Source organism: Blautia sp. DFI.3.45 (assembly GCF_020593505.1).
GTDB lineage: Bacteria > Bacillota > Clostridia > Lachnospirales > Lachnospiraceae > Blautia_A > Blautia_A wexlerae.
Genome location: NZ_JAJDMI010000027.1, coordinates 1 through 26,712, shown reverse-complemented (window position 1 = coordinate 26,712; position 26,712 = coordinate 1). Strand labels below are relative to the sequence as shown.

Genomic DNA, 26,712 nt, shown 5'->3' with positions numbered 1-26,712 from the left:
TTTTGGACATAGTGTAATAAGATAGAAAAAATAAATTGTGCATATTTAACAAATGACGAAAAAGAAAGATAAAAAAATTCAAACTTATGCGAAAAAGGTATTGCTATTTCAGAAACAAAGTGGTATTATACAACTATCAAAAAACCTTATGCGCAAAAGGTAAAAAGAAACAGTTAAAAAAATGACGAGGTGACGAAAATGAAGAAAAAAGTATTTGCAACACTTTTAGCAGTATCTATGATCGCATCAATGGTTCCGGCAGCAGTATCCGTACAGGCAGCAGACGGTGACAGTATTCGTCTTGTAAACGGTAAGATCGAAGTTGACGCTCAGCTGAAGAAATTAGCTGAAATGTATGAGAAAGAAACAGGAACTAAAGTAGAAATCGAATCCATGGGCGGCGGAATCGATATCCAGGGTACTCTGAAAGGATACTATCAGTCAGATAATATGCCTGACATCTTCGTAAACGGTGGTGCTACAGACTTCGCTAACTGGACAGACCTTTTAGTAGATATGAGTGATCAGGAATGGGCTTCTGACACAGATGCAGCTTATGTTGATGAAAAGCAGGGTACAATCGGTTTCCCATATACAACAGAAGCAATCGGTCTTGCTTATAACAAAGACATCCTTGACAAAGCAGGAATTGATCCTTCTACATTAACAGGTCCTGATGCAATCAAAGAAGCATTTGAGACAATTGATTCCAAGAAAGATGAGCTTGGACTGACAGCAGTTGTAGGTTATGCAGCAGAACCAGTTAACCTTTACTGGTCAACAGGTAACCACTTATTTGGAAACTATCTGGATTCAGGTCTTGACAGAGATGACACTACTTATATTGATATGCTCAATGATGGCGGTAAGGTTGACGAAGATCGTTTAACAGATTTCGCTAACTTTGTAGGTCTTCTGAATCAGTATTCAGATCCGGCACTTCTTGTATCCGGTACATATGATCAGCAGATCCTTAACTTCTCATCTGGTAAATATGCATTCGTTACTCAGGGCTCCTGGATCGGTGCAACTATGACAGGTGATGATGCAGATGCTTATAAAGAAGCTGGTAATTTCGAAGTTGGTATGATTCCATACGCATTTGAAGATGGAATTGATACAATCCTTACAAACTCTCCATCCTGGTGGTCAGTATATAAAGATGGTAATGTAGAAGCAGCAGAAGCATTCCTTCAGTGGCTGACAACAGATGAAGCTCAGGAAGTTCTTGTTAAAGAAGCTGGTTTCGTAAGCCCGTTCAAGTCCTGCACAATCGTTGGTGATGATCCATTTGCTCAGACAATCACTGATTATGTATCTGCTGGAAAGACATCTGCTTGGCATTGGTTAGAGCAGAAAGAAGGACTTGCACAGAACTATACAGGTCAGGTATTTGCTGACTATGCATCTGGCAGCCTTGATGAAGCCGGATTCGTTAAGACACTGGAACAGGTTATCCAGGGTGCATACGCAAACTAATAATTGAAACTTATGGGCGGCGCTTATGTTGCCGCCCACTTTTATTTGCGCTGCATACCTGAGTAAAGGTCCGGCAGACCTTTATTCAGGTACGCAAAAAAGTCTAAGACACATTGATTTTTGCTTTGAAATAAAAAATAGGAAGGATGAGGCAAAATGAATACAAACAGTGCTAGTAAAAAAGCAATTTCCATGGTATGCTTGATCGCCGGTATTATTTTACTGGCAGCATCATTGATCCAGGATATTTCCGGAAGCGGAGCTGGCTGGAGAGGTCCGGCGCTGATCATTGGTGCAATCGGCATTTTACTGGGAATGTATTTATTCCCGACATTAAAACATCACAGAAGCATCGTTAACTTTATATTTGTATTTCCATTGTTATTTACATTTGTAGTAACAGTTATTATTCCATTATGCCTTGGTGTGTTTTATTCCTTTACAGACTGGAATGGAATCAAGATGACAGGATTTGTAGGATTTACAAACTATAAGGCAATGTTCAATGAACCAAGTTTTCTCTGGTCACTGATCATCACAATTCTGTTTGTAGTTCTGAACATGGTTCTGGTAAACGTAGTAGCGTTTATGCTGGCCTTACTCTGTACCTCTAAGGTTAAGGGACTCTCATTCTTCAGAGCTTCCTATTTCCTGCCAAACCTGATCGGTGGTATCGTACTTGGTTATGTATGGCAGTTCGTATTTAATAACGTACTGATCAAGATGACAAATAATATTTCACTTCTGTCAAAGACAAACACAGCTATGATGGCTATCATCGTTGTTTATATCTGGCAGTATGCAGGTTATATCATGCTGATCTATGTAACAGGTCTGACACAGGTACCTAAAGATGTACTGGAAGCATCTCAGATCGATGGCGCAAATGCTGTTACAACATTATTTAAGATCAAGATTCCGATGATCGCAGCTACAATTACAATCTGTACATTCCTTACCTTAACATCTGCATTCAAACAGTTCGATGTTAACATGGCTCTGACAAATGGTACAGGTTCTGTCACAAGTTTCTTCGGAAACTATCTGACAAACGGTACTCAGATGCTGGCTCTGAATATTTATAATACAGCGATCTCCAAGAACAATTATGCACTTGGTCAGGCGAAAGCTATTCTGTTCTTCATTATCCTGGCTGCTGTATCTATTATTCAGGTTAGAATTTCCAATAAGAAGGAGGTTGAAATGTAATGGTTACGAAGAAAACTCCAAAGGTAGTGCTTACAGCTGTTGCGATTGTTATCGCAGCGTACATATTATCTCCTTTCTATCTGGTACTTATTAATACATTTAAGAATGCAAACGGTATTGTTGCCAACCCTGTAAGCTTTGCAGGTGCAAGCTTTGCACAGTTTAAGACAAATATTTCAAACGTTGTCAACAACTCTAACTTCAGTTTCTGGAGTGCATTCGGAACATCTGCGATCATTACAGTTGTTTCCCTTGTATTACTTGCTTTATTCGGCGGTATGGCTGCATGGGTTATCTGCCGTAACAAGACAAAATGGTCTACGGCTATTTACATGACATTTATCGCATCCATGACAATTCCTTTCCAGGTAGTTATGCTTCCTCTGGTTTCTACATTCCGTGATGTAGGTAAATTCCTTGGAATCAATATGCTTCAGTCTATTCCTGGTATTGTATTTGCATACTGTGGATTCGGTGGTGCTATGACAGTATTTATCTTAACTGGTTTTATTAAAGGTATTCCATATGAACTGGAAGAAGCAGCAGCGATTGACGGATGTTCTCCTGAGGGAACTTTCTTCCGTATTATCCTCCCGCTTCTGAAACCGGTTATTGTTACCGTTACTATTCTGAATGGTATGTGGATCTGGAACGATTACCTTCTTCCTTCTCTGATGTTAGGACAGAATGGTAAGGTTAAGACTCTTCCGGTTGCTGTACAGGCGTTTGTTGGTTCTTATGTAAAACAGTGGGATCTGATCCTTACTGCAGCACTCCTGGCAATGATTCCGATGATCATCGTATTCCTGATTGCTCAGAAGCAGATTATGAATGGTATGGTTGAGGGTGCTATTAAATAGGCTTGCAAATACTTTTTTGAAAAGGCTGTCGTTTTCCTCACTTATTGGGGACGGCAGCTTTTTTATGGCTTCAAAGGGGACGCGAAGAAAAATAAATGTTTTGAACCACGGCTGCGGGGGCAGGAACTCTAAGCCTTTGGAAATTTGCTAAAACCATGCCAGAAAAATTCAAACTCGCTTCGCTCAGACAGTGAATTTTTCTGACATAACGCAAATTCCCAAAGACTAAGAGTTGCTACACCCCCTGTAGATGTGGTTAAAAACATTTATTTTTCTTCGCTGTGAACTGGCTGGGACTGTGAATGATAGTATGGAAGTGTGTTATCGGATATGGAGTGGAGAAAAAACGGAATAGAAAATGGTAGTATAAATTTTACAGATATGGGCTTGAAATGTTGGGGCTTTTATAGTAATGTAGGTGATACAACGCTTAAGGCGAGGGCTGTCTCGGGACAGTCTGTTTTTGTGAAGAAGGATGAGGAAAAGTTTTATGGAGAGGACGAAAGAAAGGTCATCGTTTCGTAAGAAGTTTATCGGTGACAGGAAGTTTTATATGATGGTTCTGGCTGTGGCTGTTCCGATCATGATTCAGAATGGAATTACGAATTTCGTGAGTCTGCTGGATAATATTATGATCGGGCGGATCGGTACGGAGCAGATGTCGGGGGCTTCCATTGTGAATCAGTTGATTTTTGTCTATAATCTGTGTATTTTCGGAGGGGTGTCCGGAGCGGGTATTTTCACGGCGCAGTATTTTGGACAGAAGGATCACGAGGGTGTGAGGCAGACATTCAGGTATAAGTTCTGGATGGCTGTGATTCTGACGATTGGAACGATTTTGCTGTTTTTTACTGTTGGAGAGAATCTGATCAGTATGTATCTTCAGGGAGAGGGTACTGCGCAGCAGATCGCAGATACGCTTAAGTATGGAAAACAGTATCTGGATATTATGCTGTTGGGATTGCCGCCGTTTATGATGGTGCAGATTTATTCCAGTACTCTGAGAGAGTGCGGAGAGACTGTTCTGCCAATGAAAGCCGGGGTTGTGGCAATCTGTGTGAATCTGTTGTTTAATTATCTGTTGATCTATGGTGTATTTTTCTTCCCTAGACTGGGTGTGAGAGGTGCGGCAATCGCAACTGTGCTGTCACGTTATGTGGAGGCGGCAATTGTAATAGGCTGGACACACAGGCATACGGAGAAGAATGCATTTGCAAAGGGGCTGTACAGCACGCTTAAGGTTCCTGCGAATCTGACAAAGAAGATTTTGGTCAAGGGTACACCGCTGTTGTTTAATGAGACTTTATGGGCTTCTGCCATGGCGATGCTGACTCAGTGTTATTCGATTCGAGGGCTGAATGTGGTTGCTTCGCTGAATATTTCCAATACGATCAACAATGTGTTTAATATTGTATTTATTGCGCTGGGAGATTCTGTTGCGATTATTGTGGGACAGCTTCTGGGTGCGGGAGATATGAAGAAAGCGAGAGATACAGATAACAAGATGATCGCGTTCTCAGTGATGTGCTGTACCTGTGTGGCAATGGTGATGTTTGTTATGGCGCCGCTGTTTCCGATGCTTTATAATACCAATGATGAGGCAAGGGAGCTGGCGAAGTATCTGATTATGATTACTGCATTCTTTATGCCGCAGAATGCGTTTTTGCATGCAACCTATTTTACTCTGCGTTCCGGTGGAAAGACGATTATTACGTTCCTGTTTGACAGTGTGTTTATCTGGTGTGTCAGTGTGCCGATCGCGTTTGTACTGAGTCGTTATACAGGGATTCATGTGCTTGTGATTTATGCATGTGTGCAGCTGGCAGATTTGATTAAGTGTGTGATTGGATTTGTGCTGGTTAAGAAGGGTGTGTGGCTGCAGAATATTGTTTCATCATGATAAAAATTTTCAATAACATTTGGCTTGACTAACCGATATACTATAGTCTCATCTTTGACAGTTGATTAGTTAAAAAAGCGCCACAATCCCTGTAAATACAAGGGGTGTGGCACTTTTGTCTGTATACATGAAATATAGTAATGTTTTATCTCCGCTTACTTTTTTTCTGAATTCCTTTCATTTTCCGTTTTGTTATGAATTGATAGTCCGTTCTGAATCCGCAGGTTTCATGGAGATCGTCAGTGATCTCCTGACGTTCATATACTGGCATGAAGCCCTGTTCTTCTATATCCGCAAATTTTATATCCTTTAAAGTACGAAGTAATTGTTCTGTAGTATAAGTTCCTTTCAGAGAGCGATTTAATAATCGAAAATATAACAGAGCAAGAAAGCAGGTAAGGAAATGGGCTTTAATCCGGTCTTCGCGGTTTAAGTAAACGGGTCTGGCTTCAAAGTCTGTTTTCATAGTTCTGAAACAGTCTTCAATCTGCCATCTTCCTTCACTGACTTTTAAGATATCTGCAACGTCATCATCAAGCAGATCTGTACATACCGCATAAAGCCCGTCATACATTTCTTCTTCAGCAATCTTATCTGTATCGAGATAATAGTGGATCTTAGCTTTTTCTCCTTCGTTGGTTACAGCTATCTTATTTACAAATCTTGCAGGATCGTTTGGATTTTTACGCTGTTTTTTTAGAGAGCCATTTGCAACCATTTTTTCTGCCCGACTGATCTGCTCTGCACGGATGGCTTTCTGGTAAGCAGCATATTTAGGTGAGTAGGTTATGATCAATCTTTGATCCAGTTTTTTGGTTGTAAATGGTTCGTCTTTATAATAAATCTGGTTCTTGTCATCACCTGTCAGTTTTGTAAGGTCCACAGGTTTATCATCTGCGAGACGTTTGAAGCCAGTTTTCTTTAAAGCCCATGCCCGATCTTCGGCAGGCAGTTTTTTGATGGACTGAGTGACAATAAATGCCCTCTGTCCCATGTGATTAAGAACACGGTTATCCTCAGAAGCAAGTCCGGCGTCACTGCAATAGATAAACTGATCACAGCCGAATTGCTGGAGAATCTTTGTTTCTAAAGGTTTTAAAGATTTCTGCTCATTTTGGTTTCCAGGAAAGAGTGAGAAAGCTAAAGGTATTCCGTCACCATCTGTAAAAAGTCCCATTTGAATAATGGGATTCGGACGGTGTTCTTTGCTTTTTCCGTATTTTTTATCACCATCTTCCTGTTCGATTTCAAAGTAGTAGTTTGTGCAATCATAATAAAGAATCCGATCCATTCTGTCACCGAGAAAAAAGCTATTTTTATAAACTTCTGATTGAATAAAATCCATTTCAGAAGCAAGAACAGAAAGAGCTCGGTACACATCATGAAGTTCATAAGTTGGAGGCTCAAGGAACTGTTTTGCTGCTCGGAAGGAAGAACTTTTGCTGGAAGGTTCCAGAACCCTTGTATAAATTAAATCAGATAAAATCGCATTAAGATCATATTCGAATTTATGTCGGCTTTTGATTTTTCTGCAGACAGAATCAAGCTTAAGCCCATAGTAAATCGATTGAAGGAAAAGATATCCACCAGAAAATAGCTTCTGTTTATGATAGTCCATAAGTCTGTTGGAATGAAACGGAATCATAACAGTAGCATCTTCTTTTTCACTTTTATATTTCAGAGTCTCAAGACGCGCTTGTTCATTAGCCCATTCAACAACTCCATCACGATCCGTGTGGAGCTGCGCTGATAATTCAGCTAACGTACCTAATTTTCGGATGGTTTTGGAAGTGCTTTTCCCATTGGCATTTGTATAGGACTGAGTGATGTAAAAGGACTCGGAATTTTTTGATTTTGATGTTGTTATACGCATAATAATCACCTCTGTCACTATTATACAATATATCACTAAATATTACTATATAATAAAAATAGAATTTTGACAAAAAAAAGCCTATTTCAAGGATTTGAGGTACTTTTTTGCATTTCAATGTGTCAAACTCCCGAGTGAACAGTAACATTAAGACAGTTGAAAGATGGATATCTTCTGCATATAGTGCTGGATATAATCTGACACTTATGATAAAATTATAGTAAAAATACTCCAGATAACAGGAAATTTTAATATATGAAAGTAAAGAATAAAGACAGAATAAAAAGACAGAACAAAAAGACAATTCGGTCTGAAATGGTGAATATGCTTGTGTGGACCAGTATTATGACAATGCTTCTGGTTGGTGGAGGATTATCCGTTATCATATTCCAGTGGTCTTCAATTGCATTGCGCGAAGATATGGATTTCTATATGGAAAGTGTGGAAAAGCAGTTTACAAATCATCTGCTGTTCTGGGAAAGATCAGTGATATATCTGAGTGAAAATGAAAATATGAATTATTTTTTCCGTACCGGTTCGACAGAGGGAATTGAGAAAGTAATGAAACAGGGAATCAACCTTTTTTCCAATCAGAATATGGTGTCGGATACATTTCCGATTGTAAGTGACTATTATGTATTTTCTAAAAATATGGAGTATAAAGGGATTCATTTTTATCCGGAGACACAATCGGCAGATAATATAAAGAATACACGTATAATTGATGGAATTAAAAGATACAGAGACCAGGACAAAATGTTCTATTACAGAAAAAACGGTCAGGAAATAGAGTGTTATTTTTCTGTTTATGATGATGACATGGAACGTATGGGATATTGTGTTGCAATATTTGATATGGAAAATATCAACAAGATTTTTTCCAAACTGGAAAAATATCAGACATATTACTGGTCAATACAGACGAATGATGGGACTGAAATAGGGGGAACAGGATTAAATGGAATTTTAAAAGATGAGCTGATTAATCTGGACGGAGAAATAAAAAAAGATCATAAAAAATATCTGTATAAAAAAAATCAGGACAGTTTTGGTTTATCTACTTACATAATAATACCAAAAAGTAAATTATATCTGGATATTAGACCGGGATTTCAGCTGGCCTGGACAATTGCTGTATCTATGTTTATTGCAGTAGTAGTTTCAGCATTGTATTATTCAAGGAGGGTTACTTATCCGTTACAGAGAATTGTAAAAAAAATTGAACAGGTTGGAACGGGAGACTTTGAAACAAAGCTGGAGAATTACAATATTTTAGAGTTTCAGCAGATCAGCAACTCTTTTAATGAAATGACAGTGAGAATTGAAACTCTGATCAAAGAAGTATATGAAACACAATTACTTGTGAAAGAAGCGCGGCTTCAGTATCTGCAAGCTCAGATAAATCCACATTTTATGTTTAATGTACTGACAATGATTGCTATTAAGGTAAAAAAACACCGCGATGAAGAATTATATCAGACGGTAACATCTTTTGCAGGATTAATGAGAGGAAAATTGTTCAGAAGAAATGAGGTTGAGATAAAGTTAAAAGAAGAAATGGAAATAGCCGGATTTTACTTATACCTTCAGAGTGAAAGATTTAAGGATATCATTACCTATAATATTGAATGGGAGTCTGATGAGATAAAGGAATGTTATGTCCCCAGACTTTGTATAGAACCGATAGTAGAGAATGCGGTCATCCATGGACTGGAGCCAAAGGGAACAGAAGGCAGAATCAGGGTAGCAATCAGAGAAGCTTCTGAAGATTCTATAAATATTGTTGTAGAAGACGATGGCGTAGGATTTAATGTGAATGAAATGGATGACAGGAAAGATAATAAGAATCCTCGAGTAGGTGTCATGAACATTCAGAGACTGATACGTAATCTTTATGGTGATAAATATGGCGTATTATTCCAGAGCGAGATTGGAAAAGGAACAATAGTTACGGTCTGTCTTCCTATGAGAAAGGATAGAACAGTTTAACCGAATCAGGTATCCCCTGTTTCAATTGCGGATATATGCTTGAATAGGAATTTAGCGGGAAGGGAATTAATATGTGGAAGGTTATAGCAGCAGATGATGAACCATTTATAAGAGAAGCATTAAAAGAAATGATTCCGTGGGGTGAACTGGGATGTCATCTTGCAGAAACATTAAAAAATGGGAAAGAAGTAGTAAATGCTGTAGAAAAATACAAACCGGATATCGTAATACTGGATATACAAATGCCACTTATGACAGGGATGGAGGCTGCGCAGTGGATACATGAGAATTATCCGGATATAGTAGTTGTGCTGCTTACGGCATATGAAGATTTTAAATATGCTCAACAGGCGATTGTATTTCAGGTGAAAAGATATGTGATAAAGAGTAATTTGTTTGAAGATCTTCCCAAAGCATTGGAAGAAATTTCTGAAGAATTGAAGAAAGATAATCGTTCAGAGAAGAACAGAACAGAAGTATACGCAGGACAGAAAAACAAACTGAATGATAATGAATTGAATAAAATTGTCTGTAATATTATAAGTTGTATGCGGAGTGGGGATGAGAATGTATGCATGGAAGAAATGCAGAAATTACGTTCGGCTATCAGAGATTACTCAGACTCTTATATACGAAGTGCCGCTATTCTGTTTATTTCCGAGTGTCACAGATTGTATATTGAATATGGAGATGATGAAGTAACCGGATTCGATATGGAACAGGAAGATGCTATCAATTTGATTCTTGAAACAAAACGGATTATTGAGATTGAAGATTGTCTGGAAAGTATGATGCTATCATTTGTCAGAAAGAAAAATAAAAAAATTCAGACTGCGGATGAACTGATTGATTCCATTAACAAATTTATAGAGAAAAATTATACGAAGAAAATAAGCCTGGATCTTATTGCGGATGCGGTACATGCAAACAGATGTTACATCAGCAGAATATATAAGGAACGGACAGGCGAGAAACTGTTCGAAACGATTAATCAGAAAAAAATTGAAATTGCCAGGAAATATATTGAAGACGGAAAGATGAGAGTTTATGAAATAGCAGACAGTATAGGATGGGAAGATACGGCATATTTTTCACGTGTTTTTAAAAAATATACAGGATATTCCCCGAAGGAGTATGAGAAACTTTACCGGAGGTAAATCGTTATGAAAAAATGTCTGATACTTCTTCTGATGTTGCTGATGTGTTTATCAGGATGTGGAACATTGTCACAGTCAGATGAAATCAGTATTGTTCTTTTACATGGCTGGGGAACAATGGAAGAAGATAATCAGGCCATGAGGGAAATATATAGTGAATTCGAAAAAGATAATCCGGATATTTCTCTGAAAATGATATCCATGCCTTCGCCGGAAAATGTAACATCAAAAGTAAAAGAAATGATTTCTGTAGGAAAATTGCCAAATCTCATTTATATCGGCGAAACAGGAATCGATACATTATATTCTTTTATGGTTACTCAGGGATATGTGATTGATATTATGCCTTATATAGAAAAGGATAAAGAATTTCAGAGTATGATTGCTCCGGAAACTTTGATGAAATGGAAAACTGCAGATGGAAAACTCTATACGGTTACAGATGTTCTGAATACAGGTGGTTACTGGTATAATAAACAGATATTTGAAAATGCAAAGATACAGAAAACGCCGGAAAACTGGAAAGAATTTCTGGAATGTTGTAAGAAGATAAAACAATGGGCAGAGCAGGAGAAACTGGATACGGTTTCCATGCATCTGGATTATAACACAATTGAATGTATGATGCAGTCATATATTGGAGATACTGATTCTGATGAGAAAAGTATCTCGGAGGCGTTGAAATTATTAAATGAAATTAAAGATTATGCTGATGTGGAAAAAAATTATACATACAGGGATAGATTAAGAAGTTTTAATGTAGGGCATTCGGCAATTTATGCCGGTGGTATAGACAGTGAACAGAAGATAAATCCTAAATTAAAAATGGAATATGCAATGTTTCCGGACAAAAATAATAAAGATGTGGCGATGGTATCTGCGTATCCCGGATATTTTATTGGAAGTTCCAGTGATACAAAACAAAAAGAAGCTTGTATACGTTTTCTGAAATATATGCTCAGTGAAAAGGTGCAGACGAAAATATGGAAAAAAACTGGTCAGATACCTTCGAATCCGAACGTAAATATAGCTGATCTTTCGGGACAAAACGATGTTATATATGAAGCATATGCTAAATTGAAGAAAGCGGATATTATCAGGGAACTTCCTGGAAATGACTGGGATTTTGAACAAAAAGAAGATTTTGAAGCCAATATTTTCAGATATCTGTCAGGAGATATTTCAGAAGATGAGATTGTGGACTCATTAAAAAGTAAATAAATCAAAAGAAAAAAGTAAATATTGTGCAAGAAAAAAGTGGTGGAAGATGGATTCTTGAGATAGATGCATCTTTCGCCTTTTTTTATAAGAAAAAAGGAAATAATGTACAGATTAATGGCAATGAAGTGAATGGAGATTTGTCTGAAATTCGATTATGATAAATCTACCAAATAAAGGAGGGTGACAAAATGAAGTTGAAAAAAGCGGGAGCATTGGGGCTGAGCTGTGTGATAGCACTTGGGAGCATGGCCGGATGTGGATCATCTAAAGAGAAAGAAAAAACAGACGGAAAAGAAGAAATTTCGGGAGAGATAAGATATGCATTCTGGGATACAACCCAGCAACCATACTTTGAAAAATGCATAGAGAAGTTTAATGAGCAGTATCCGGATGTGAAAGTTACGTTGGAACCGAGTTCATGGGATGAATACTGGACAAAACTTGAGGCAGGAGCAACTGGCGGAAGTATTGCAGATGTATTTTGGATGAACGGTCCAAATATCATGAAATATGCGGACGGAGATGTTCTGATGGATATCAGTGACCGTATTAAAGAAGATAATATTGATACAGGAAAGTATCCGGAGGCATTGGTTGAACTTTATAATGTTGATGGAAAACAGTATGCAATTCCGAAAGATTTTGACACAATCGGTGTATGGTACAATAAGAAGATTTTTGATGAAGCAGGAGTTCCATATCCAACAGATGACTGGACATGGGATGATATGGCAGACATTGCAAAACAGTTAACCAGGAGTGATGGAAGTGTATACGGAATTTCTGCCGAATATGAAACACAGATAGCTATTTATAACACCATTTTTGCCAATGGAGGAACTATTGTATCTGAGGATAAGAAAACGTCCGGTTATGATACAGAAGCAACTCAGGCAGGTGTACAGTGTTGGGTAGATATGATGAAAGATGGAGTAAGCCCATCAGAGGCATCTTTGGAAGAGATCAAGGGAAATGTACAGTTCTTATCCGGAAGACTTGGAATGTACTGGTGCGGATCATGGTTTCTGAGTCAGGTTCTTGATTCAGATATTAAAGACGATATTGATGTTGCCCCTGTTCCATCTATTAATGGAAAACAGGCCACAGTAATTCATGGTCTTGGAAATTGTATTTATAAAGATACGAAAAATCCGGAAGCAGCATGGAAATGGGTTGAGTTTTTATCAGGTGAAGAGGCAAATAAACTTTCTGCTGAAATGGGAGCTGCAATTCCAGCCTATGAAGGAACTGCTGATATTTGGGTAGATAAGAATAAAGCCTATAATCTTTCTACATTTGTTACAGCGTCAAAGGAATATTCCTATCCATATCCTGTATCCAAAAATACAGCAGAGTGGGAACAATATCAGGCAGAAGAACTTAAGAAAGCATATAATTTTCAGGTAGATGTAAAAGATGCCTGTGATACTCTTGCAGAAAAGATGAACGAAGTTTTAGCCAGTGAATAAGGATTGGATAAAATGGAAAGGCATTTGCGTTGTCAGCAAGTGCCTTTCTTAATAAAATGCGAAAGGGGAAGTGGTATATGAAGGCAATCAGTAAACGGAAAAAAATGGACTATATATCCGGCTATACCATGATTTTACCATTGGTTTTAGGCCTTGGAGTGTTCTATTTTTACCCTATTTTTAAAGTGTTTTATGACAGTTTTCATGAGGTTGGTGCTTTTAATAAAACTAAATGGGTCGGATTGGAAAATTACATACAAATGTTTCACGATTCAACAATGTGGCATGCACTATTTAATACCATGAGATATGTTCTTGTGATTGTGCCATCAGTAATTATTTTGTCTTTACTTCTGGCCGTATTTTTAAATATGAAGATTAAAGGCAAATCTTTTTTCAGAGTAGTGTATTTCATACCTGCGATTATAATGAGTGCTGCAGTTGCTATGATTTGGAGATGGATGTTTAATAGTGATTATGGTATTATCAATTACATTTTAAATATATTTGGAATGGGTTCGGTTCAGTTCTTAAGTAATCCCCAATTAGCCTGGATTGCAATCTGCATTGTAAGTGTATGGAGCAGTGTTGGTTATAATATGATTATTCTGCTGGCTGGAATTCAGGGAATATCCAGAAGTTATTATGAAGCTGCATCAATGGATGGTGCCAGTGGAATCAGACAGTTCTTTAGTATTACATTACCATTAATAACACCTACATTGTTTTTTGTGTTAGTAACCACATTGATCTCAACTTTCCAGACATTTGATACCATTTATATGATGATACAGAAAACAGGTCTTGCAATGGAATCGTCACAAAGTATGGTAGTTTATTTTTATAAGAATGCATTTGAGTTCTCAAAGAAGGGATATGCATCAGCACTTGCAGTATTTCTGTTTTTGATCATTATGCTCATTACTGCATTACAGATGAAACTTCAGAAAAAATGGGTTAATTACGAATAGGAGGAACTCTTATGAAGTCGAAAAAAGTAAACTGGGGTCATGTAATTGTATTTATAATTCTGATTCTTTGTATGATAGTAACGCTACTGCCATTTGTATGGATGATCCTTACATCATTAAAGACACAGGCAGAGTCAATTTGTATTCCGTTAAAGATATTTCCGGAAAAACCGTTATTCTCAAATTATGCGGCAGTGTTTACAAAGATTCCATTTGCAAAAATGTATTTAAATACAGCTGTTACGGCCACTGTCATCGTAGTAGTACAGTTAATCCTCTGCTCTATGGCAGCATATGCATTTGGAAGAATCAAATTTCCAGGAAGAAATATTATTTTTGGAACATTGCTTGCTGTACTGATGGTTCCATCATCTTTTTTTATCCTGCCACAGTATCTGATGATACAGAAAATGGGATTGTTAAACACAATACCGGCGTTATTTATACCAGGATTGTTCAGTGCTTTTGGAACATTTCTGATGAGACAGTTTTTTATGGCACTTCCGAACGAACTGGAAGATGCGGCGAGAATTGACGGTTGCAATCATTTTATGATTTTTTCAAGAATTATGTTTCCTCTTGTAAAGCCAGGTTTGGTAGCTCTTGCTATTCTTACTTTAAGAAGTGCCTGGAATGATTTGATGTGGCCGATGATTGTTAACACATCACCGGAAAAAATGACCCTTTCAGCCGGATTATCCTATCTTCAGGGACAGTATGCAACAGATTATCCGGTTATGATGGCAGGTGCGGTTCTTGCAGTCCTTCCATTACTTATATTATTTGCTCTTTTCCAGAAGCAGTTTATTGAAGGAATCGCTTTACAGGGAATAAAAGGATAAGATATAAAAACATTTGATATTTGGAGGAAAAATATTATGGGAAATAAAGTCAGAATAGGAATGATTGGTCTTGGAGCCAGAGGAAAAGGACTTCTGGAAACTGCATATTTAGAGCATCCGGATGCAGAGTTTGTTGTAGTATGCGATAAATATGAAGACCGATGTCAGGAAGCTGCGAAAGTGATTGAAAAGAGTGGAAGAAACACTCCTAAAATGGTGACAGATTATAAAGAAGTACTGCAGATGCCGGATGTAGATGCAGTTATCATCTGTGCATCCTGGGATATGCATGTAGAGATGTGTATTGAAGCAATGAAAGCAGGAAAATATGTGGGATGTGAAGTAGGTGGAGCATATTCATTGCGTGAATGCTGGAAATTAATTGAAACATATGAAGAAACAAAAGTGCCTGTTATGTTTCTGGAAAACTGTCTGTATGGCAGAGACGAAATGATGGTATTAAACATGGCAGAACAGGGAGTGCTTGGCGAAATTGTTCATTGTGAGGGGGGTTATCGTCATGACCTGAGAGAAGAAGTTGCATTTGGAAAGGAAAACAGACATTATCGCCTTTCCAATTACATTCATCGCAATACAGAAAATTATCCGACACATGAATTAGGCCCTATTGCAAAAATACTTCATATTAACAGAGGCAACAGACTCCTTTCTTTAACTTCTGTTTCCTCAAAGGCAGCCGGTTTAAAGGAATATATCAAAGAGAAGAAGGCAGATGATGAGGTATTATCAAATACAACATTTAATCAGGGAGATATTGTTAATACAATTATTAAATGCAGTAATGGGGAAACAATTTTATTGACTCTGGATACCACATTGCCAAGATATTATTCCAGAGGATTTACAGTTCAGGGAACAAAAGGAATGTATACGGAAGATAACCGTTCTATTTTCCTTGATGGAGAGAAATCAGCAGAAGATCATTTTGAGTGGAAAAAACATTGGGGAAATGTCGAGGAATACAGAGATAAATATGAACATCCTGTATGGAAAAAATATCTGGATGCCGGAGTAAAAAAAGGACATGATGGAATGGATTTTCTTGTATTTTCAGATTTTATCAAATGTGTTCAGGAAAATTCAGAAGCTGTAATAGATGTTTATGATATGGCAACATGGATGAGTATATCTGTACTTGCAGAAGAATCTATTTCTATGGGAGGACAGCCAATTGCTATACCTGATTTTACCAGTGGGAAATGGATGAATCGAAAATAGTATAAAATAAAGGAAGAGACAGAATATATGCAGTGGAAATTAAACTACAGGGAACCGGCAAAAGAATGGATTGAATCGCTTCCTCTGGGAAATGGTGAGATTGGAGCCATGGTTTCGGGAGGCACCAGACAGGAGACAATAGAGTTAAATCTGGATACTTTGTGGTCTGGCAGTCAGAAGCAGTCAGAACCGTATCCTGATCTTCCTGACTGGAATCATATCAGAAAACTGGTATTTGAAAGCAGATACAATGAGGCGGAAGAATATGCAAAATCCCATATTCTAAGAGACTGGACAGCAGCATATCTTCCTGTGGGAACTGTTGATGTACAGATGCTGACAGAAAATGGAAACAATGAGATAATGGAGTATAAACGGGAACTGTCACTAAATGATGCTTTACATACAGTACACTGGATTGAGGGCGGGGTAACTTATCAGAAAGAAACATTTGTTAGTATGTCTGATAATGTTCTGGTGATGAAAATATCAACAGACAGTGATTCAGAAGTAAAAGTACATGTTTCATTAAGAAGCCAGATGCCCTGCGTCTGGAGAAAAAGTGAAAATATGCTGGTATTCGAGGCAAATGCTCCGGTTTATGCAGCTCCCAATTATTATCAATGCGAAGAACCAATCCGGTATAAAGAAAACTCAGGGATTAAATTTGGAATTATGCTGAAACCAGTTCTGAAATCAGGTACTATAGAAAAAAATGAAAATGGTCTGACCATTAGAACCGGTGATGATTTTTATATTATTCTGACCGGAAAGACAGATTTTGATGGTTGCGATAATATTATAGAATTTATGAGCGATATATTGAAGTGTGCTGAGTATAAGGGGTATAAGCAATTAAAACAGAACCACCTGGAGACATACCATTCGTTTTTTGACAGATTAGATCTTCACATGGGGGAATCTGATGATTATTTTGAGAAGACAGACACAATTCAACAAATGAAAGCCTTTGAAAAGGGTGAAAATACTTCGGAGTTTGCCACTTTATTATTTCATTATGCCCGATATCTCATGATCTGTTCTTCGAAACCGGGGACACAGGCTGCAAACTTACAGGGAATCTGGAATAATCAGATGAGAGCGCCCTGGAGCTCAAATTACACAGTCAATATCAATACAGAAATGAATTACTGGATGGCTGAAAGTTGTAATCTTGGTGACTGCCATACTGCGCTTTTTGAACTGATTGACAGAACCGTTAAAAAGGGAAAAATTACAGCGCAAAAACTATATGGTCTTGAGGGCTGGGTTAGTCATCACAATATAGATATATGGGGGAATTCTGATCCGGTTGGGAAATATGCACAGGATGGCAGTCCGTGCCAGTATGCTTTGTGGCCAATGAGTTCAGCGTGGCTTTGCAGGCATATGTGGGAACATTATTGCTATACGTTAGATGGGGATTTTCTGAAAGACAGGGCATACCCGGTAATACGGGAAGCCGTTCGTTTTTATCTTGGATATTTAACGGAATATGATGGTTATCTTGTCACTTGTCCGTCCACTTCTCCTGAGAATTGCTTTTTAGATAGGAAAGGAGAAAAACACAGCGTAACTTTTGCTTCTACTATGGATATTTCCATATTAAAGGAATTGTTTGCGACGTACCTTCAGATATGTAAAATTCTTAAAGTTGATGTGTTGGAGAAAGAAACTGAGTTTGCATTGAAGAAGCTGCCGCCTTTTAAAATCGGTCATGATGGACAGCTTCAGGAATGGTACAGAGATTACAGGGAAACAGATATTCATCATAGACATGTATCTCATTTGTACGGTTTATATCCTGGAAATGTTATAAAGGAGACAGACCAGGAGTTGAAAAAAGCGTGTGAAATATCCTTAAACCGCAGAGGAAGTCAGGGAACCGGATGGTGTATGGTTTGGAAAGCAAGTCTTTGGGCCAGACTTAAAAATGGAGAGAAAGCATTTGAACTTTTAAAAAATCAGGTCAATCTTACTCATACAACAGAAGTGGATATGTCCGGCGGAGGAATTTATCCTAATTTGTTCTGTGCACATCCTCCGTTTCAGATTGACGGGAATTTTGGGTTTGCAGCAGCTATATCTGAAATGCTTTTACAGAGTCAGAACAATGACATCGAATTATTACCTGCAATACCGGAACAATGGAAAAGAGGACAGATTAAAGGGATTAAGGCAAGAGGAGGATACACGGTTGATTTTAGCTGGAAAAATGGAAAAGTGTACTATATTAAAATCAGTGCATTAAAAGAAGGAAATGTAATCGTCAGATATAACGGCCAGATCAGCAGATTCTTTTTTAAAGAAGGACAGAACAAGGTATGTTTACAGAAAACAGGCAGAAAATAATGCAGGACATCAGTGGGAAGAGAAAGGAATGACAGCTTTATGAAGAGACCAGTTTTAGTGATTATGGCAGCAGGAATGGGAAGTCGATATGGGGGGTTAAAACAGATTGATCCTATAGATAGGGAAGGGCACATCATTATAGATTTTTCTATCTATGACGCGAGAAGAGCAGGATTTGAAAAGGTTGTATTCATTATAAAAAAAGACAATGAAGAAGAATTTAAAGAAGTGATCGGAAACAGAATAAGCAAATTTATGGATGTTGCCTATGCATTTCAGGAACTTTCGAACATTCCTGAAAATTATCAGGTTCCAGATGGGAGAAAAAAACCGTGGGGAACTGCTCATGCAGTGCTTAGCGCGGCTGATAAAATAGATGGTCCGTTTGCAGTAATTAACGCAGATGATTATTATGGATATCATGCGTTTTCTGTTATTTATAATTTTCTTACAACACATGAAGATACAGAAAAATATTCATATACAATGGTGGGATATCGTCTGAAAAATACGGTGACAGATAATGGGGATGTTTCCAGAGGAATCTGTACGGTTAATCAGGAAGGAAAACTGGTACAAATTGTGGAAAGAACACAGATTGAAAAGCGGAAAACCGGAATTGTCTTTACAGAGGATAAGGGCCAGACATGGGAAGAACTGGATGGAGAGACACTGGTGTCTATGAACATGTGGGGCTTTACAGAAAGTATTTTACAGGAAATAAAAAAAGGATTTCCTGCTTTTCTGGAAAAAGGTCTTCAAGAAAATCCTATGAAATGTGAATATTTTCTTCCATCAGTTGTAAGTGAACTGATCGAATCTGAAAAGGCCATAGTTACAGTACTGGAATCAGAAGATAAATGGTATGGCGTGACTTACAGAGAAGATAAACCACTGGTAATGAATGCAATTGAGAAATTGAAAGATGAAGGTATATATCCTCAGCACTTATGGAAGGATTAAAAATGAATAAAATTTCCAAAGAAGAGTTAGAAGAAGTTATTAATGAATTTCAATATGAAGGAAAATTGGTCTTTATAAAACCATATGGGAGTGGCCATATTAATGACACATTTTTACTGAAATATGAAATCGGATACATGGGTTCATTAAATGTGATTTTACAGAGGATGAACAGGGAAATTTTTGAAAAACCTGTTGAACTAATGGAAAATGTCATAGGAGTTACAGAACATTTAAAGAAAAAAATTGTGGAAATGGGCGGGGATCCTGAAAGGGAAACGTTAAATCTTATTCCTGCTAAAAACGGAAAAAAATACGTGATAGATTCCCAGGGCGAATACTGGCGATCATACATTTATATTACAGATGCTACCAGCTATGACAAGGTGGAAAAACCTGAAGACTTTTATGAAAGTGCTGTAGCGTTTGGAAAGTTTCAGGGGTTACTATCAGACTATCCGGCAGAATCTCTGCATGACACCATCAGAGGATTTCATGATACAAAAGCCAGATTTCTTGCATTTCAAAATGCAGTAGAAAAAGATATCTGTGGACGAAAAGCAAGTGTAAAAAAGGAAATTGAGTTTGTCTTGGAACATGAAAAGTTGACAACAGTTTTTGACACTTTGATTCGAAAAGGTGAAATTCCGCTTCGTGTAACACACAATGATACAAAGTTAAATAATGTTATGATTGACGATAAGACAGGAAAAGGAATTTGTGTAATTGATCTTGATACGATTATGCCAGGACTGGCTATGAACGATTTTGGAGATTCTATTCGTTTTGGAGCCAGTACAGCAGCAGAAGATGAGATTGATTTGACCAAAGTATCCTGTGATATGAATTTATATGAAATCTATTTAAGAGGATTTCTGAAAGGATGTAACGGAAAACTCACTTCAAAAGAAATGGAGTTGCTCCCGTTTGGAGCGAAAGTGATGACTTTTGAATGTGGTATGCGCTTTCTTACTGATTATCTTGAAGGAGATCATTATTTTAAGATTCACAGGGAAAACCATAATCTGGATCGATGTCGTACACAGTTTAAGCTTGTTGAGGATATGGAAAATAAATGGGAGATAATGCAGAAAATTACAGAAAAATATAGGCGGATGTATAAGCAGGAAAAATCAGATTACTTCGGATATTGACAAGAGAGCTGTAGAAAGAGCCAGAGAATATGAAGAAGAAACTCAATTTGCGCTGTATTAAGAGGAATGTGAACGGCAGATATTGCATATTGAATTAATGATAAAAAAATTCAATAACATTTGGCTTGACTAACCGATATACTATAGTGTATCATCAGTGAAAGTCAATTAGAAACAGTCTTATAAAACTATTATAATATGACTTGTTGTTTGATTCACATCATGCTATTTGTGAATTGATATATGTAACATTAATTCTCTTTGCACTGCATTACATTCAACAGAATGCGAGATCAACAGTACAAACTGAGCAGGCGATGCCCGAGATGCTCGAGGGCGTGGGGCCGGGCCGCGCGAAGCGGCAGCAGATATGAAAATTTTCAGACATATCTGTGGGACAGTGTATGTTCCGCAGGTGTGTCTTTTTGTTTTCTGAAAAGTATGTTTTGGAAAGATTTTCTTTTAGAGGGATTTTTTTAGGAGGATTTTCTGAGACAGGTGCAGTTCCGAAATACAAAAAGACCCCTGTAAGACCGCACTTTGATAAGTCACAGAAAGGAAATATGTTTTCTGACTGTGGCGCAATGTATGTGACATAGGAAGAACCTGTAAACTCAAATATAGGAAAGTGCAAAAGCTTATATATTTGAAAAGAAAATTTAGGAGGTCCTGGTTATGGAACAGACAAAAAAATTAAACATGACAGCAATGTCAGACAAGACAAACAGTAACATGACAGCTAAGAAGGAAGAGCCTGCATGGGAACATAAGGTGGCAATGAAGGTATCAGGTGTGAGTATTGCAGTAAACCTGTTACTTTCCTTATTTAAATTACTTGCCGGAATTCTGGCACATTCAGGTGCCATGATCTCAGATGCGATTCATTCAGCATCTGATGTGGGAAGTACTTTCGTAGTAATAGTCGGTGTGAATTTATCCAGCAAAAAATCCGATAAGGAGCATCAGTATGGACATGAGCGGATGGAATGTGTATCTTCCATTATTTTGTCCGGGTTACTTCTGGCAACCGGTATCGGAATCGGCATGAGTGGAATTGAGAACATTATTAAGAGTACTTCAGGAGCAAGCATTGCAATTCCCGGAACATTGGCACTGATTGCGGCAGTTGTTTCTATTGTAGTGAAGGAGTGGATGTTCTGGTATACCAGAAGTGCTGCGAAGAAAATAAATTCCGGTGCACTGATGGCGGATGCATGGCACCATCGTTCAGATGCAATGTCTTCTGTTGGTGCATTTATCGGTATCTTGGGTGCAAGACTTGGCTTCCCGATCCTGGATCCGATTGCCAGTGTTGCAATCTGTGTACTGATCGTGAAAGCATCTGTGGATATTTTCAGAGATGCAATTGATAAGATGGTTGACCATTCCTGCGATGAGGCAACAGAAGAGAGCATGAGAGAAGTGATCATGGGAGTGAAAGGAGTGAAGGGAATCGACCTTCTCCAGACACGATTATTTGGTTCTAAGATGTATGTGGATATTGAAATCTCAGCAGATGGTGAGATTCCACTGAATGAGGCACATGACATTGCGGAAAATGTTCATCATAGTATAGAGAAGAATTTTAAAAATGTAAAACACTGTATGGTTCATGTGAATCCGGTGAATGAGTAAATAAAAAGCGAGACTGTCCGAAGTATAATCTGGGCAGTCTTGTTTTTTATTGGATAATCATCTATGCTATAAGCAAAACTCGTATTATCTGTTCTTTGTATGGCAGTAAGTCTGGGAAGCGTACAGAAAATACAGGTAGCGAAAGGACTGCTATAGAATAGCAGAAATCACTTTTTTATTGAGAAACAGATAAATTTATTTGTTTGACTGGAAATTTTACGTAAATATAACATGGACATTCCATGGAATTGATATTCAAAGTTTATAATTCTAAACGTTATGGGATGTCAGAGTCAAAAGGTTTGATAAATTTTGCCACTGATATCACGAATAAAAAGAGTGAGGAATTATCCGAATGAAAAAACAACAGAAAAAGACAAAAGAAATTACGGTACCTGTATATATGATGAACAGAGAACTGTCCTGGCTGAAGTTTAATGAGAGAGTTTTAAATGAGGCGGGAAATCCAAGAGTTCCGCTTGCAGAGAGACTGACATTTGCCGCTATTTATCAGTCAAATCTGGATGAATTTTATAGAGTCAGAGTCGGAACTCTGATGGATCAGATGGAAGCATCTGAAGTAATACGTGAGAATAAAACAAACATGACCAGTGAAGAACAGGTAACTGCAATCATTCAGGCCACCAGAGATCTGGATCAGAAAAAGGCAGCTATCTATGAACAGCTGATGGGAGAACTGGAGCCTTACGGAGTGCGTCTGATCAATTTTAACAGATTATCGGCAGAGGAAGGCAAGCTTCTGGAAACATATTTTGATCAGGAGATCGCACCGTATCTGTCTGCAAATATTGTGAGCAAACAGCAGCCATTTCCATTCCTGAAAAATAAAAATATTTATGCAGTGGCATCACTGATGAGCAAGGGTGGAAAAACAAAAACAGCTATTATCCCTTGCAGTAATACTGTATTCAGACGTTTGATCGATATTCCTACAAGAAAAGGGACTTTCATGCTTTCAGAGGAACTGATTCTTCATTTTCTGCCGAAAATGTTTAAGAGTTATGAGATCAGGGAGAAAGCGCTGCTCCGTATTACCAGAAATGCAGATATTGATACAGAAACCATTTATGATGAGGATCTGGATTACAGGGATGCAATGGAGAATCTGATCAAGCAGAGAAGACGAATGAATCCTGTAAGAATGGAATTATCCAGAGAATTAAATAAAAAGATGATAAGTTCACTCTGTAAGGAGCTTCATGTGGATAAAGAACACGTATTTTTGACCAGGGTTCCGCTTGATATGTCCTTTGTATTCGGACTTCAGGGATATCTGAGGAATACTGCCCAGGACAAACTTTTCTATCAGAGAAGAACTCCCAGAATGACACCGGAGCTAGATGACAAGAGTGCCCTGATTCCACAGATCATGAAGAAAGATGTACTGTTATCCTATCCATTTGAAAATATCAGATCTTTTATTAATCTTCTGAATGAGGCTGCAAAGGATGATTCTGTTGTATCCATCAAGATGACATTATATCGTCTGGCGGACAAGAGCCAGATTGTAGATGCTCTGGTGGAAGCAGCAGAAAACGGAAAAGAAGTTGTTGTACTTGTAGAGCTGAGAGCCAGATTTGATGAGGAAAGCAATATTGAATATTCCAGAAAACTGGAAGAAGCTGGCTGCAGAGTAATCTATGGACTGAATGGATATAAAGTACATTCCAAGCTGTGCCTGATCTCCAGAAAAACAGATAAGGGTGTGTCCTATATTACACAGATCGGTACAGGTAATTATAATGAAAAAACATCTGCACTTTATACAGACCTGTCGCTGATCACAGCAAACCAGGAAATCGGAAAAGAAGCAGCAGAAGTGTTTGCGGCACTTCTGAAAGGGGAAGTTGTTGAGAAATCCAATCTTCTTCTGGTTGCACCGAAATGTCTGCAGAACAGAGTTCTGGATATGATACAGGAAGAAATCGACCAGGTGAAACAGGGAAAGGAAGGCTATATTGGAATCAAGATCAATTCCCTGACAGATAAGGTGATCATCAATAAACTGGTGGAAGCATCTCAGGCAGGAGTAAAGATAGAGATGGTCGTCAGAGGTATCTGCTGTCTGATTCCGGAGATTAAGGGATATACAGAGAATATCAAGGTTGTAAGTATTGTAGGCCGTTATCTGGAGCATTCCAGAATCTACCGTTTCGGTACAAAAGAAAGAGAAAAAATATATATTGCATCTGCTGACTTTATGACAAGAAATACAGTTCGTCGTGTGGAGGTGGCTGCTCCGGTTCTTAATGAGAAATTAAAAGAACGTCTGGACTGGATGTTCGAGACCATGATGAATGATGATGAAAAAGGAAAGAGACTGACAGAAACCGGAAATTATGCAGACAGAAGCCTGAATGATGTCAAGCTCAATTCCCAGGAAATCTTTTATGCTATGGCATACAGCAATGCAGAGAAAACCCAGAAAAAAAGAGAAGATTGAAAAGTAGAAGATTAAGAAGAAATATTTGTTGACAATATTGTAGATTGCCTGAAAAAGATACTATGTGGATCAGTATAATAGATTCATATAGTATCTTTTTGATTACTTCTATGATTACTTTTGATCATCCGAGATAAAACGAAAACGCCCGAAACCCAGTAAATACAAGGTTCTCGAGCGTTTTTAAGAGCAGGGGATGAGAGAATCGAACTCCCACCAAAGGTTTTGGAGACCCCTATCATACCATTTGACCAATCCCCTATCAAAACCAACTTGTAAAATTTCTTTTACTGTTGCAATTATACATATAAAAGCAACGATTGTCAAGCTTATTGTGCATTTTTATTATAAAGAATTTTACAAAGAAAGAGCGGAGATGGAGGGATTTGAACCCTCGCACCGGTTGCCCGGCCTACCGCATTTCGAGTGCGGACCCTTCAGCCACTTGGGTACATCTCCATATTAAGATTAAAAACAGTTCTAAAGTGTAACCGGAACTGTTTTTTATTATATAAGGAATCTACGGAAAGGTCAATTCTTTTTTTATTGACGAAATGGTTTTGCTGTAATAAGATAGTAATAAAATGCGGTTGTGTACACTCTGGATTGCTATTGTCCGGGGACAATAAGCAGCTGCGAGGAAAGCAGATAGGTGACGATCATGACAGAAAAAAAGAAAATAATTCTGGAGGCTGTGGAGAAGCTGACAGATACTTACCGTAAAGAAGAACTCTTTCTGGGAAAGGACAGAGAACGTCTTCCGAATAAGAAAGAGATCATTAACTTTATTAAAGATATGAGATCCATTATTTTTCCCGGATATTTCAGTGTGGATTCCAGTGCCAGTGTGTTCCCGGAGCATTATGTGGCATACCGCCTGAATGATCTGTATGACTGCTTACAGGAGCAGATTGAGATTGCATTTTTATATCAGGGTGAAGAAGAACAGAAGGCCAAAGAACATGCAGAGCGGATCACAGAGAGATTTTTTGCCAATGTTCCTGAAATCCAGCGTATGTTGCTGACTGACCTGCAGGCAGGTTTTGACGGTGACCCGGCTGCTAAGAGTAAAGAGGAAATTATTTTCTCTTATCCTGGATTTTATGCAATTTATGTATATAGACTTGCACATGTCCTTTATCTTGAGAATGTACCGTTTATTCCGAGAATAATGTCTGAGTATGCACATGGTTATACAGGAATTGATATTAACCCGGGCGCAACGATTGGAGAATATTTCTTCATTGATCATGGAACCGGTGTTGTAATTGGTGAGACTACAGAGATTGGAAGGAATGTGAAATTATATCAGGGTGTGACTCTTGGTGCGCTTTCCACCCGTCAGGGACAGCTGCTTGCCAATGTGAAGAGACATCCGACAATCAGAGATAATGTGACGATTTATTCTAACTCTTCTGTGCTGGGCGGTGAGACTGTGATCGGAGAGAATACGATCATCGGAGGTAATACCTTTATTACAGCATCTATTCCGGCAAACACCAAGGTCAGTGCGAAGAGTCCTGAACTTGTGATCAAGAAACCAAAAAGTGAAGTGGAAGCTACGAATGTATGGGATTGGGAGAACTGATCTCTGGTTAACACTGTAAACAGGAATTATTTTACAAATAAGCAGCAGGTGGAAATTTGCTTATATCAGGAGGAGTGAAAGCTCCTTCTGATAAACTGCGTAGCAGTTATTCGGTATAGAGCTGAGCAGCGAAACGGATGATTTTATCTGCCTGACAGAATTGTTTGTCAGATGATAATTTGTATATGTTGTTAAAAAAATAGAAAAAATTTAAATTTAGTGTTGACAAATACAGTTTCATCATATATACTAATATTCGTTGATGCGACAGAGATACACAGACAACAAGCTGTGCGGGTGTAGTTCAATGGTAGAACACCAGCCTTCCAAGCTGGATACGTGGGTTC

19 protein-coding genes, 2 tRNA genes and 1 riboswitch are annotated in these 26,712 nt (G+C 38.1%); of the genes, 18 read left to right on the top strand and 3 right to left on the bottom strand.

Going from position 1 to position 26,712, the window contains the following annotated elements:
* Positions 1 to 237: 237 nt before the first annotated feature.
* From LJE09_RS10760 to LJE09_RS10740, 5 genes are all read left to right on the top strand, one after another.
* Positions 238 to 1,479: an ABC transporter substrate-binding protein gene (locus LJE09_RS10760; protein WP_416386421.1), complete on the top strand. Its 1,242-nt coding sequence runs from the start codon at positions 238 to 240 to the stop codon at positions 1,477 to 1,479.
* A gap of 156 nt (positions 1,480 to 1,635) precedes the next feature.
* Entirely contained in the window at positions 1,636 to 2,688 is a 1,053-nt protein-coding gene (locus LJE09_RS10755; protein ID WP_022380862.1) for a carbohydrate ABC transporter permease, read from the top strand.
* Positions 2,688 to 3,548: a carbohydrate ABC transporter permease gene (locus tag LJE09_RS10750; protein WP_022380861.1), complete on the top strand. Its 861-nt coding sequence runs from the start codon at positions 2,688 to 2,690 to the stop codon at positions 3,546 to 3,548. The genes LJE09_RS10755 and LJE09_RS10750 overlap by 1 nt, the downstream gene beginning before the upstream one ends.
* 330 nt (positions 3,549 to 3,878) lie before the next feature.
* A complete protein-coding gene (locus tag LJE09_RS10745; RefSeq protein WP_128867637.1) occupies positions 3,879 to 4,073 on the top strand; it encodes a hypothetical protein in 195 nt (64 codons plus the stop codon).
* Positions 4,039 to 5,448, top strand: coding sequence for an MATE family efflux transporter (locus LJE09_RS10740; protein WP_022380860.1), 1,410 nt, complete (start codon positions 4,039 to 4,041; stop codon positions 5,446 to 5,448). The genes LJE09_RS10745 and LJE09_RS10740 overlap by 35 nt, the downstream gene beginning before the upstream one ends.
* A 145-nt stretch (positions 5,449 to 5,593) precedes the next feature.
* Here LJE09_RS10740 and LJE09_RS10735 read toward each other — a convergent pair whose 3' ends face one another.
* The gene (locus tag LJE09_RS10735) at positions 5,594 to 7,321 is read right to left on the bottom strand and encodes an IS1634 family transposase (RefSeq protein ID WP_055060600.1); all 1,728 of its coding nucleotides are present in this window, start codon (positions 7,319 to 7,321) and stop codon (positions 5,594 to 5,596) included.
* Positions 7,322 to 7,576: 255 nt separating this feature from the next.
* On the opposite strand from LJE09_RS10735, the gene LJE09_RS10730 reads away from it, so the two are divergent.
* The 12 genes from LJE09_RS10730 to ppk1 all read left to right on the top strand — a co-directional run bounded on the left by LJE09_RS10730 (position 7,577) and on the right by ppk1 (position 24,777).
* Positions 7,577 to 9,310, top strand: coding sequence for a sensor histidine kinase (locus tag LJE09_RS10730; RefSeq protein ID WP_026649897.1), 1,734 nt, complete (start codon positions 7,577 to 7,579; stop codon positions 9,308 to 9,310).
* A 71-nt stretch (positions 9,311 to 9,381) separates the two neighbouring features.
* A complete protein-coding gene (locus tag LJE09_RS10725; protein WP_227311315.1) occupies positions 9,382 to 10,467 on the top strand; it encodes a response regulator in 1,086 nt (361 codons plus the stop codon).
* Between the two features lie 6 nt (positions 10,468 to 10,473).
* The gene (locus tag LJE09_RS10720; RefSeq protein ID WP_227311313.1) at positions 10,474 to 11,688 is read left to right on the top strand and encodes an extracellular solute-binding protein; all 1,215 of its coding nucleotides are present in this window, start codon (positions 10,474 to 10,476) and stop codon (positions 11,686 to 11,688) included.
* Between the two features lie 188 nt (positions 11,689 to 11,876).
* Positions 11,877 to 13,157, top strand: a complete 1,281-nt coding sequence (locus tag LJE09_RS10715; RefSeq protein WP_227311311.1) for an ABC transporter substrate-binding protein — start codon at positions 11,877 to 11,879, stop codon at positions 13,155 to 13,157.
* Between the two features lie 77 nt (positions 13,158 to 13,234).
* Positions 13,235 to 14,128, top strand: a complete 894-nt coding sequence (locus tag LJE09_RS10710; protein ID WP_227311309.1) for a carbohydrate ABC transporter permease — start codon at positions 13,235 to 13,237, stop codon at positions 14,126 to 14,128.
* 11 nt (positions 14,129 to 14,139) lie between these two features.
* Entirely contained in the window at positions 14,140 to 14,970 is an 831-nt protein-coding gene (locus LJE09_RS10705) for a carbohydrate ABC transporter permease (protein ID WP_026649902.1), read from the top strand.
* 36 nt (positions 14,971 to 15,006) lie between these two features.
* Positions 15,007 to 16,209 carry a Gfo/Idh/MocA family protein gene (locus LJE09_RS10700; protein ID WP_026649903.1) on the top strand — a complete coding sequence of 401 codons (1,203 nt, stop codon included), beginning with the start codon at positions 15,007 to 15,009 and terminating at the stop codon, positions 16,207 to 16,209.
* A 27-nt stretch (positions 16,210 to 16,236) separates the two neighbouring features.
* Complete coding sequence (locus tag LJE09_RS10695) at positions 16,237 to 18,561, top strand: glycoside hydrolase family 95 protein (RefSeq protein WP_070100694.1); 2,325 nt, start codon at positions 16,237 to 16,239, stop codon at positions 18,559 to 18,561.
* Positions 18,562 to 18,600: 39 nt separating this feature from the next.
* Positions 18,601 to 19,524: a sugar phosphate nucleotidyltransferase gene (locus tag LJE09_RS10690; protein WP_055060717.1), complete on the top strand. Its 924-nt coding sequence runs from the start codon at positions 18,601 to 18,603 to the stop codon at positions 19,522 to 19,524.
* A 2-nt stretch (positions 19,525 to 19,526) separates the two neighbouring features.
* Positions 19,527 to 20,678, top strand: a complete 1,152-nt coding sequence (locus LJE09_RS10685) for a phosphotransferase enzyme family protein (RefSeq protein ID WP_173701207.1) — start codon at positions 19,527 to 19,529, stop codon at positions 20,676 to 20,678.
* 296 nt (positions 20,679 to 20,974) lie between these two features.
* Positions 20,975 to 21,081, top strand: a riboswitch (NiCo riboswitch).
* A 305-nt stretch (positions 21,082 to 21,386) separates the two neighbouring features.
* On the top strand, positions 21,387 to 22,313 hold the full coding sequence (locus LJE09_RS10680; RefSeq protein ID WP_055060716.1) for a cation diffusion facilitator family transporter: 927 nt from the start codon (positions 21,387 to 21,389) through the stop codon (positions 22,311 to 22,313).
* A 355-nt stretch (positions 22,314 to 22,668) separates the two neighbouring features.
* On the top strand, positions 22,669 to 24,777 hold the full coding sequence (gene ppk1, locus LJE09_RS10675) for a polyphosphate kinase 1 (protein ID WP_020993411.1): 2,109 nt from the start codon (positions 22,669 to 22,671) through the stop codon (positions 24,775 to 24,777).
* 190 nt (positions 24,778 to 24,967) lie between these two features.
* Here the strand turns inward: ppk1 and LJE09_RS10670 are convergent.
* Positions 24,968 to 25,038, bottom strand: a tRNA-Trp gene (locus LJE09_RS10670).
* A gap of 110 nt (positions 25,039 to 25,148) precedes the next feature.
* Positions 25,149 to 25,236 (bottom strand) — tRNA-Ser (locus tag LJE09_RS10665).
* Between the two features lie 202 nt (positions 25,237 to 25,438).
* Between LJE09_RS10665 and epsC the strand changes: the two genes are divergently transcribed.
* Entirely contained in the window at positions 25,439 to 26,365 is a 927-nt protein-coding gene (gene epsC / locus LJE09_RS10660; RefSeq protein WP_055200027.1) for a serine O-acetyltransferase EpsC, read from the top strand.
* The last annotated feature ends 347 nt before the right edge of the window (positions 26,366 to 26,712 follow it).